The 9,958-nt window shown below is 61.4% G+C and carries 7 protein-coding genes and 1 pseudogene; 5 read left to right on the top strand and 3 right to left on the bottom strand.

Annotated elements, in window-relative coordinates; genetic code table 11:
- Positions 1–699 (top strand): DUF1345 domain-containing protein, encoded by a 699-nt coding sequence (locus tag QZY01_RS16750; RefSeq protein ID WP_294539365.1) that lies wholly within the window; start codon positions 1–3, stop codon positions 697–699.
- A 378-nt stretch (positions 700–1,077) separates the two neighbouring features.
- Here QZY01_RS16750 and ispG read toward each other — a convergent pair whose 3' ends face one another.
- Together ispG and QZY01_RS16760 are read right to left on the bottom strand one after the other, a co-directional pair.
- A complete protein-coding gene (gene ispG, locus QZY01_RS16755) occupies positions 1,078–2,376 on the bottom strand; it encodes a flavodoxin-dependent (E)-4-hydroxy-3-methylbut-2-enyl-diphosphate synthase (protein WP_294539367.1) in 1,299 nt (432 codons plus the stop codon).
- Between the two features lie 601 nt (positions 2,377–2,977).
- Positions 2,978–4,288, bottom strand: coding sequence for an MFS transporter (locus QZY01_RS16760; protein WP_294539372.1), 1,311 nt, complete (start codon positions 4,286–4,288; stop codon positions 2,978–2,980).
- 588 nt (positions 4,289–4,876) lie between these two features.
- Here QZY01_RS16760 and QZY01_RS16765 point away from each other — a divergent pair.
- Positions 4,877–6,067: a phosphatidylserine decarboxylase gene (locus QZY01_RS16765; RefSeq protein ID WP_294539368.1), complete on the top strand. Its 1,191-nt coding sequence runs from the start codon at positions 4,877–4,879 to the stop codon at positions 6,065–6,067.
- 403 nt (positions 6,068–6,470) lie between these two features.
- Here QZY01_RS16765 and QZY01_RS16770 read toward each other — a convergent pair whose 3' ends face one another.
- Entirely contained in the window at positions 6,471–6,758 is a 288-nt protein-coding gene (locus QZY01_RS16770; protein ID WP_294539369.1) for a GIY-YIG nuclease family protein, read from the bottom strand.
- 109 nt (positions 6,759–6,867) lie between these two features.
- Here QZY01_RS16770 and QZY01_RS16775 point away from each other — a divergent pair, with 109 nt between their 5' ends.
- The 3 genes and pseudogenes from QZY01_RS16775 to QZY01_RS16785 all read left to right on the top strand — a co-directional run.
- Positions 6,868–7,749 (top strand): IS4/IS5 family transposase, encoded by an 882-nt coding sequence (locus QZY01_RS16775; protein WP_294539371.1) that lies wholly within the window; start codon positions 6,868–6,870, stop codon positions 7,747–7,749.
- Between the two features lie 746 nt (positions 7,750–8,495).
- Entirely contained in the window at positions 8,496–9,281 is a 786-nt protein-coding gene (gene rimP / locus QZY01_RS16780; protein ID WP_342394907.1) for a ribosome maturation factor RimP, read from the top strand.
- An 18-nt stretch (positions 9,282–9,299) separates the two neighbouring features.
- A pseudogene (locus QZY01_RS16785) lies at positions 9,300–9,958 on the top strand (transcription termination/antitermination protein NusA); the annotation flags it as partial.

A 9,958-nucleotide genomic window follows, 5' to 3' on the forward strand; every position in this document is an offset into this window, starting at 1 on the left:
ATGCCCACCGCGCCCGCCCCGCCCCGCTGGCCGAAGCCGTTACGCATCCTGCGGGCAAGACCGCGGCTGTTCGTCGGCGCGCTGGTCGGGGTTCTGGTCGGTCTGCTTCTGCCGGACGACTGGCGGCCGGTGACGCGCGGACTGGTCGGCTGGAACGTCGGCATCTGGCTTTATCTCGTGTTCGCCGGGCTGATGATCCTGCGCTCGGAACATGTCGACATTCATCGCCGCGCCACGTTGCAGGACGAGGGGCGCAATTTCATTCTGGCGGCGGCGGCGCTGGCTTCGACGGTCTCCTTCGGCGCGATTTTCGCCGAGCTCGCCTCGATCAAGGACCTGTCCTTCGAGATCAAAAGCCTGCATATCGCGCTGGCGCTGACGACGATTGTCGGCTCCTGGCTGTTCGTCCACCTGACCTTCGCCCTGCATTACGCGCATGAATTTTTCCGCGTCGCCAAACAGGACGCTACCGGCAAATGGAACGGCGGCATCGACTTCCCCGGCGTGGATGTCCCGGATTATCCCGACTTCCTGTATTTTTCCTATGTGATCGGCGTCGCCTGCGCCACCGCCGACTGCAATATCACCGGCAGGCCGCTGCGCCGCCTCGCGCTGGTCCATTGCGTGCTTTCGTTTTTCTACAATAACGCCGTGCTGGCCATGTCGATCAATATTGGCGCGGGTTTCGTGGGGGGTTAGGCGGCGGCTCGGGCGGCGATTTCAAAAAGTGAAAGTGAAAATCGTGCTGGAATCCGCGATTTGGCGGCCAGAAAGCGTTCTTGTTTTGTTTCACGTGAAACACTGGGGGCGCGGCGGGTGGCGCGATTGGGCGCTTCTTGCTGAAATAACCCGGTTTTCGGGCGCCGGCCCGCGGTCCGCGCGAGAGCCGAAAAGCTTTTCGCCCCGCCGCCGAAAAATGCAACCTCGCGGTTGAGTGCGCCGAAACAGGCCGGAAATGAGCCGAAATCGACGCGGTTTTTGCAAAATTAACCATAAAAACGCGCGCTTTTTTCAGCTTTTTTCACAATTACGACGCTCTCAAAATTCCGCAACCTGAGCGCGCATCCGCGCCGCCGCTCATTCCGCCGCGCTCGCCCCCGCCTCGCCGCCGAAGCGCCGGGCGACATAATTTTCCACGATCTTTTCGAAATCCTGCGCTATGCCCTCGCCGCGCAGGGTCATCGCCTTCTTGCCGTCGATGAACACCGGGGCGGCGGGCGTCTCGCCCGTGCCCGGCAGCGATATGCCGATATCGGCATGTTTCGATTCGCCGGGACCGTTGACGATGCAGCCCATCACCGCGACATTCAGCGTTTCCACGCCCGGATAAAGTTTTTTCCATTCCGGCATTTTTGTGCGGATCAGGCCCTGAATGTCGCGCGCCAGTTCCTGAAACGTCGTCGATGTGGTGCGTCCGCAGCCCGGACAGGCGGCGACCAGCGGCACGAAGGTGCGAAACCCCATGGTTTGCAGGATTTCCTGCGCCACCTGGACTTCGAGCGTGCGGTCGCCGTTCGGCTCCGGCGTCAGCGAGACCCTAATCGTGTCGCCGATGCCTTCCTGCAGCAAAATGCCGAGCGCGGCGGACGACGCCACAATGCCTTTCGAGCCCATGCCGGCCTCGGTCAGGCCGAGATGCAGCGCGTAATCGGAGCGCTGCGCCACCATGCGATAGACCGAGATCAGGTCCTGAACGCCGGAAACTTTTGCGGAGAGTATGATGCGGTCGCGCCGCAGGCCGATTTCCTCGGCCCGCGCGGCGGACAGCAGCGCCGAACGCACCAGCGCCTCGCGCGTCACGGCGCGGGCGTCCACCGGACGCGCGGAACGGGCGTTTTCGTCCATCAGCACGGTCAACAATTCCTGATCGAGCGAACCCCAGTTGGCGCCGATGCGCACCGCCTTGTCATGCTCAATCGCCAGTTCGACAATGGCCGAAAACTGCCGGTCCTTCTTGTCCTTGAAGCCGACATTGCCGGGATTGATGCGATATTTCGCCAGAGCTTTCGCGCAGGCGGGATGATCTGCGAGCAATTTATGGCCGATATAGTGAAAATCGCCGACCAGCGGCGTGAAAACGCCTTGCTCGTCAAGCTTTTCGCGGATTTTCGGCACGGCGGCGGCGGCCTCGTCGCGATCCACGGTGATGCGCACCAGTTCGGAGCCGGCCTGCGCCAGCGCCGCGACCTGCGCCACGGTCGATTCGATATCGGCGGTGTCGGTATTGGTCATGCTTTGGACGACGACGGGCGCGCCGCCGCCGACCGTCACCGCCGCAAAACCCTCGCCGACGCGCACGCCGACGCTCTCGCGCTTCAGCCGGGGCGCGGCGACGATTTCGGTGTCGCAGAGCGGCGGAAAGCCCAGTTCGGTCATCGACCTTTTCCCATTTTGGTCACGAATTGGGGCTTTATAACAGAGGAAACAGGGCGCGGCTATTTTTGCCTCGGCGCATGATAAGCGCGGCGTGTAACAGGGCAATCGGATGAAGCCCTTTCGGGTAAATTGGGGCCGTCATGAGCTGAGCGAAGCGAAGCAATCCACCTATATCGCATACACCCACTAGATGTAGAGGGCGGCGAGCAAGTTTGAGACCGCCTGATCGACCGAGTTCGGCTCGTTGCTGACCTTGCCGACAACACCCGCGACCGTGTCGTTTTGGCCCTGAGTCGACGCTCGGGGAAGTCAGCTTCGCCGTCGCACGGCACCCTGAAGCGGCAGTTCGGAAGGCTGATTTCCGAGCCATTCCCGATTGTTATGGTTCTCAAGATCGGCGTCTTGCCGGCGGCGGATTCTAGTTCCGGCTCGTCGGTTAACGTCCTGATCCGTCGCGTCATTTCCATAGAGTGTGACTTGGCGAAAGCGCTTCTTCGATCGCATTTGTTTCGTTGAGCGCGAATTTCAATAATCGAACGGGCACATCCGGCTCACGGCGTGATGAGGTTCGCCCCTATGGGAAAGCCGACGCCGATCGGCGTCAGGATATTGCGCGGATCGGCGCGGTTTCGCGCATCATCATCATGGCGACAAGCCCGACGGCCTGAGCGAACAGCATGTACCAGGCCGGCGCGAGCGCGTTCCCGGTCGCGTGAAACAACCACGCGACGATCAATTGCGCCGTGCCGCCGAAACCGGCGATCGCGACGGCGTAAATCGTGGCGCCCGCGCGGCCACGGATTTTTTTGGGGAGGCTCTCGGTGAAGGCGACATAAAAGGCGCTGAAGGGAATGGTTGCAACCAGGGAAAGGATCCCGAGCCCGCCCAGCAGCGCCCAAGCGCTATGCGTGGCGACGATCCACAGAAAAATCGGATAGGTCATCAGCAGCGCCGCAAGCTGCGGGAAGACCATCACGGGCCAGCGCCCGGCGCGATCCGCAAGCCATCCGCCTAAGAGCGCGGCGAAAATGCCGACGCCGTTGCTGACCACGGTCGTGGCGAAAGCGAGGTTGGTCGAGACCTGCAGCGTGTTCTCGGCATAGGTCGTCATATATTGCGTCACATAGGTCATGACTGCCCCGCTCGCCAGAATCAGCAGGCCCAGGATCATGACGCGCGCGTTGGCGCGAACAAGCCCGCCATCCTCATCGGCGACGGGCGCGTTGGGCGCGGTCTGTTCGCGCCGATGGAGCGTCTCCGGCAGGTTGGCGCGCATCCACAGGCCGAAGGGCAGGGCAAGCGCGCCAACCAGGAAGGCGATGCGCCAGCCATAGGATTCAAGCGCTTCGGCGGACAGGGTGGCGGACAGAACGAGGCCCATGAGCGCGCCCGCGGTCGCCGCGATCTGCTGGCTCGCGGGTTGCCACGCGACCGCAACGCCCCTCTTCTCCGGCGCGGCCGCCTCCATCAGATAGGCGGTCGTCGGTCCAACCTCACCGCCAAGAGCAAAACCCTGCGCAAGGCGGGCGGTGATCGCGAGGACGGGAGCGGCGACGCCGATCGCGTCATAGGAGGGGATAAGCGCCAGCACGACAATGGCCGAGCCCATCAAAGCGAAGCTGAAAATCATCGCGGGCGTCCGCCCGACCCGATCGGAATAGGCGCCAATCACCCAGGCGCCGATCGGCCTTGTGATGAAGCCGGCTCCGAAAGTCGCCAGCGACAGCATCAGGCTGCTGAATTGGTTGTGGGAGGGGAAGAACGTGTGACCGATCTGGATGGCGAAGAAACTATAGGTGATGAAATCATAGAACTCTAGCATGTTGCCGATCGTGGCGCCGAAAATGGCGCGCCCGGTCAAGGCAAGAGCGTTTGGGTCTATTTCGACCGGTTCGGAATTTCCTTCAGCCATCATGGGTCTTCTCCGGCCTGACGCCGCCCCGAACCCTCAGGCTCCGCCGCCGCTCAGGGAGCAGTTTGGCAATCGGCTGGACGCCTGGCAAGTTTCGTGCGTTGAAGGCTGCGCTCCCTCGCGCGATGGCGTCGACGCCCCTTCTGTTGCGCAGACCCCTTCACGCCAGAGGACCAGAGATCCGCTTTGCGCCTTCATAAATCGCCGCAAGCAGCAACCGGCTGGCTTGGCCAGCGTGCTTCGTTTTCCGGGCCGTTGAACTGAGACGTTGGGCGTCAAAATCAGTTCGCAAAGTGGCCGGCAGCGGCATCGAAAACCGCCATCGTTCATCATCCTTGAATCAGATCGCGGACTAGGCGCGAAAGCCCGAAAGAGTCACAGAGTCAGAGTTTTGGTATTTCCGCTGTTGCGCGGGGCGCTCGTCGCGATCCGACGCCAGAATGAAGCTGACCAGGGTCATTGTTGCCGAAGCCGTCGCCGAGTAGGGTCTGATCGTGCGAAGGCCGTCAGGCAAGGTTCGTCAGAGAATGGGACATTCCTTCGGAGGATCGCGTTAAAATTTCCCGGGTGGATCCATAAAATAACAAATTGGAGGGCGCGGACGTGCATGAGATCGTTAATGAATTGGTTCATCTCATCGAGACGCATGGTTGGAAGGACAGATTCAACGAAGCGATCCGCATGGCGGCCTCATACAAAATTCCTGCCATTGCGCATATCAAGACGTTGCAGGATTACCTTGATTACATCGACGGATTGGTGACCTGGACGCCGATCGAATTGGTTTCAACCGAACTGACGATCAAGACCAATCTCTACGACCATTTCGTCAAATTATACTTTTTCCTCGACCAGCCGCCCGTGCGCGCACTGCAAGTTGAGCCAGGCATCCGCCCGGAAAAGCTGACGCCGCTGTCGGAGTGGATCGTCCGCTACGCCGATCAATGGGGCGACTATCTCGACACGACCGAGTCCGCCCGGCACGTGAAGACTTTCAAGTGCGATCCGAAGTTCAATTGGGACGAATACATGCCGCCGCCTTCAAGCCATGCCGGCGAGGAGGATTGGCTTGCCTACCGCACCTTCAATCAGTTCTTCGCCCGGCACGTCAAGCCGGGCATGCGGCCGATCGCGGGCCTGACCGATCCTGGCATCATTGTCTCGCCGACGGATTCCACACCGGTCGGCTGCTGGCGAATCAATCATAAATCCGAGATCTTCGTCACGCAGGAAAAGGATGGTCTTGTAACGTCAAAGGGGATCGTTTGGTCGATCCACGAACTGCTCGCGGACAGCGCCTTCGCCGACCGGTTCAAAGGCGGCATCTTCACCCACAGCGCGCTAACGACCTACGACTATCACCGCTGGCACACGCCGGTGCAGGGCCGGGTGCTGGAGGCCAAGGTCATCAAGGGGCAAGCCTATCTCGACGTGACCGTCGGCGAGGCCATCGTCGGCGCCAAGAAGACCAAGGTTCTCGCCGCTCAGGACGGAACGGGCTACCAGTTCGTTCAGACGCGTGGCCTCGTCGTGATCGACTCGCCGATCGGGCTCGTCGCCTGCCTCCCGATCGGCATGGCCCAGGTTTCGTCCGTCGTGATCACAGCGGAAGTCGGGGTGACGCTGCACAAGGGCGAGGAACTGGGCTACTTCCAGTTTGGCGGATCCGACTTCGTCATGGTGTTCGAGCGTGCAAGCAACGTACAACTGGTCAGCCAGCCGGGCGTCCACGTGAATCAGGGATCCTGGATCGGCAATGCGTTTCCTTACCGTGCTTGAGGTCACGCCATAGGTCGCCGCTGAATTAACGATTGGTGGCCAGTGGAGCCGGCGATTCAAGCTCTTGGCGAACGACAGCTTTTTGATAACGATGGCGCGGCTTCGTCGGGGACTGGAAGGACGGCTTCCTGGCGCCAAGCCGCCTTTGCCGAGGGCGTCTGTAAAGGTCGCCTTCCCGCCGTTCTCTGCCTTTACCCAAGCGCCGGGACCCTCTAAATGTAGCGGGTTATGCGACAGCCGTATAGGCACGAAACGGCCTAAACCTGAGTTCGGAGCCCTGTTCCTCAAGAACCCGGCCTCAGAACAGGGTTGCGAATCCGGGTTAATTTCTGATCTTGGGGGCCGTCATCGCCGTGCTTGTCACGGCCATCCACGCCGGGCCGCTCCTTGGTCGATTCGGGGCTTACGCCAGCGCATCGTAGAGGTCGTCCCAATCGGGATTCAGATCGAGAATGAGCCGCGCCTTCCAGGCGCGCGGCCAGTGCTTGATGTTTTTCTCGCGCTGGATCGCGTCGGTGATTGTTTCGTAGCGTTCGTAATAAACGAGGCGCTTCAAACCATGACGTTTCGAAAAGCCGTCGATGAGTCCTTCCCGATGTTCATGAATACGACGCGACAAATTTGAGGTCACGCCGGTGTAAAGCGTGCCGTTAGGTCGATTTGTGACGATGTAAATCCATCCTCCGCGCATGGTTTGATATTGCTCGGCGTGGATGGCCGGGACAAATCCCCGGATCAAGTCGCATAGGCGCTAAAATAAATCGTTGACGAGTGGAATCGGAATGTGATTCCAGCGGCTCATGACCAGCGAATCACTTGTTAATCGCGACTGGACGCAGATTGTCGCTCGGCTCGGCGGAGCGGGGCGCCTTGAGGAGAGCGCGCGCGAGACCAAAGCGTTTTTGCGCGCGCGCGTCGTTGCAAACGCCGTCGATCTCCTGCGGATGATTTTCGCTTATTGTTTGGGCGCGAGAGGTTTGCGCAGCACGGCGGCGTGGGCGAGCGCGGTCGGTCTCGTCGATATATCAAATGTCGCGTTGCTTTATCGCTTGCGGCAATGCGGCGATTGGCTCGCCCTGCTTGTTGGTCAAACGTTGGCGTTTGACGCGCCCAAGGCGGCGCGGGGCAGGCTCATCCGCCTGATCGACGCCACGACAGTCGCCAAGGCCGGAGCCATCGCCAAGCAGCAAAACAAGTTGTGGCGCATTCACAGCGCCTTCGATTTGCCTGGCGAACGCTTCGGCTTTTTCGAACTGACGGATGAAAAAGGCGGTGAAAGGCTCGACCGCATACCGGTTGTCAAAGGAGAGATCCGCATCGGCGATCGCGCCTATTTGCAGCCCGACCGCATGGGCGAGATCCTCGACGCCGGCGCCGACATCGTAGTGCGGGCGGGCTGGAAAAACGCGCGTTGGCTCGGCGCCGATGGCGACCGCGTCGACCTGCTCGCGATACTGCGCAAAGGCGAGGAGGATGGGCTCATCGATCAGCCGATCTGGATCGCGCGCAAAGCGGGCGTCCCTCTCGGCTTACGCCTTGTCGCCGCAAAAAAGTCGCCGCGGGCGGCCGAGGCAGCGCGACGAAAAGCACGACGGGAGGCTGTGAAAGGTCGGCATCAAATCGCCAAAGGCACGCTCGACGCCGCGGAATGGGTCATCCTCGTCACCTCGCTCGAACCGTAAGAATTCGCTATCTCCGACGTTCTCGCGCTTTACCGTCTCAGATGGCGCATAGAACTCGCCTTCAAACGCCTCAAAAGCCTGATCGGCTTCAAAGGACCACCCGGCGCCGACGAACGCTCCGCCAAGCCTTATCTGCTGGCGCATCTCTTGATGATCCTGCTGCTCGAGCCGTTCGTGGACGAACTCGAGGACTCTCCCCACTGGGGACTTGCCGCCTGACACGTCCCGGCGCCTGGCGCCTGATGCGCCAATTAGTCGCAACGCTTCGCCAAGCCATCATCCCGCATCCGACCATCGCCGAAATCCGACGCCGCGCCCCAGAGATGCGACGGCATCTCCATGAACCGCCTCGACGACGCAACTACCAAAAAATGCCCAGGCTATTTTAGCGCCTATGGGACTTGATCCGGGGATTTGTCACGGCCATCCACGCCAATGAGCTGCGCGGGAGCAGCCGAAAAAAACCGGGGATTCGAGCAAATCCGTTGCCGATGGAGCTGTGGCCCGGCGTGGATGACCGGGACAGGCCCGGTCATGACGGCGTTGTTAATCCGAGTTCGGAGCCCTGCGGCCTGAAAAGCCCGGTCTTGCGCTCACGGGCGCGTTCGACTATATAGTTCTCAGTCAACATCTTCGTCATGGCCAAATATCAGGCCTCGCGGGAGTGGGGCCCAGGCGGGACCCGCTCTTTTTTGTTTTACCCGCCTGCCGTTTCCCGCTCGCCGGGGCGCATCGGACATAAAAATTTGAGCGACACCAAGGCCAGAACGATCGATACGACGGCGATTGCCGAAAACCCCGAACTCGACGCGCCGATGGACGAGCCGCGTCTGGTCGGGGAAAACGGCATGGCCGCGCGGGTCGGCGCGCTGGCCGAGCGGATTCTGGTCTCGATGGGGTTTCGGCTGGTGCGGGTCAAGATTCTCGCAGGCCAGGGCATGACGGTGCAGATCATGGCCGAGCGGCCCGACGGCACGCTGACCATCGACCAGTGCGAGGAAATCCATGACGCGCTGTCGCCGGCGCTCGATGTCGAGGATGTCATATCCCAGGCCTACCGGCTCGAAATTTCTTCCGCCGGCATCGACCGTCCGCTGGTGCGGGTTTCGGATTTTCGCCGCGCCCTCGGCATGGAGGCTCGGGTCGAGTTGAGCCGGCCGCATGAGAGCGGGCGCAAAAGGTTTCGCGGCGCGATTCTTTCCGTCGAAGGCGAGGGGCTCGACGGCGTCCTGACGCTGGAGCGCAAGGACGCCGGGCCGGACGAGGAAAAGACCCCGAGATTGAAACTGCGCGATCTCGAAGAGGCCAAGCTGGTCTTGACCGAGGAATTGATCCGCGAATCGCTGCGCGCCGCCAAGGCGCAGATCAACGGATCGGGCGAGGAAGAGACTGAAGAATCCTCGCCGGAAGAAAGAACGCCGCCGGCGCGCGGCCCCGGACGCTTCGGCGCCGGCGCCAACAAGCCGCCGAAGGGCCGTAAATCGAAACCCGTCATGCCTTCCGGCGTGCGGGCGCAATTCAAGAAGAAATGATCGAACAGGAGAAATTCCATGGCCGTCAGCGCCAACCGTCTTGAACTCTTGCAAATCGCCGACGCCGTCGCGCGCGACAAGTCGATCGACCGCTCGATCGTGCTCGCCTCGATGGAAGACGCGATGCAGAAGGCGGCGCGCTCGCGCTACGGCCAGGAGACCGAGGTGCGCGCGGAAATCAATCCGCGCACCGGCGAAGTGCGCTATTCGCGGCTGATGCTGGTGGTCGAGCAGATCGAGAACGACGCCACCCAGATTTTGCTCGCCGACGCCCGCAAGCGCAATCCCGCCGCACAGGTCGGCGACTGGATCGCCGAAACCCTGCCGCCGGTCGAATTCGGGCGCATCGCCGCGCAATCGGCCAAGCAGGTGATCGTGCAAAAGGTGCGCGAGGCCGAGCGCGACCGGCAGTATGACGAATTCAAGGACCGTATCGGCGATGTCATCAATGGCGTCGTCAAGCGCGTCGAATATGGCAATGTCATCGTCGATCTCGGCCGTTCCGAGGCCATCGTGCGCCGCGACGAAATGATCCCGCGCGAATTGGTCCGCCCCGGCGACCGTGTTCGCGCCTAGGTCTATGACGTGCGCCGCGAACAGCGCGGGCCGCAGATCTTCCTGTCGCGCACCCATCCGCAATTCATGGCCCGGCTGTTCCAGCAGGAAGTGCCGGAAAT

This window comes from uncultured Rhodoblastus sp. (assembly GCF_903903185.1).
Lineage (GTDB): Bacteria > Pseudomonadota > Alphaproteobacteria > Rhizobiales > Beijerinckiaceae > Rhodoblastus.

Bases quoted from the DNA above. Each gene is read 5' to 3' on its own strand.
- QZY01_RS16775 (WP_294539371.1), top strand. From the start codon at position 6,868: ATGACCAGCGAATCACTTGTTAATCGCGACTGGACGCAGATTGTCGCT.
- QZY01_RS16750 (WP_294539365.1), top strand. From the start codon at position 1: ATGCCCACCGCGCCCGCCCCGCCCCGCTGGCCGAAGCCGTTACGCATC.
- QZY01_RS16770 (WP_294539369.1), bottom strand. From the start codon at position 6,758: ATGCGCGGAGGATGGATTTACATCGTCACAAATCGACCTAACGGCACG.
- QZY01_RS16760 (WP_294539372.1), bottom strand. From the start codon at position 4,288: ATGGCTGAAGGAAATTCCGAACCGGTCGAAATAGACCCAAACGCTCTT.
- ispG (WP_294539367.1), bottom strand. From the start codon at position 2,376: ATGACCGAACTGGGCTTTCCGCCGCTCTGCGACACCGAAATCGTCGCC.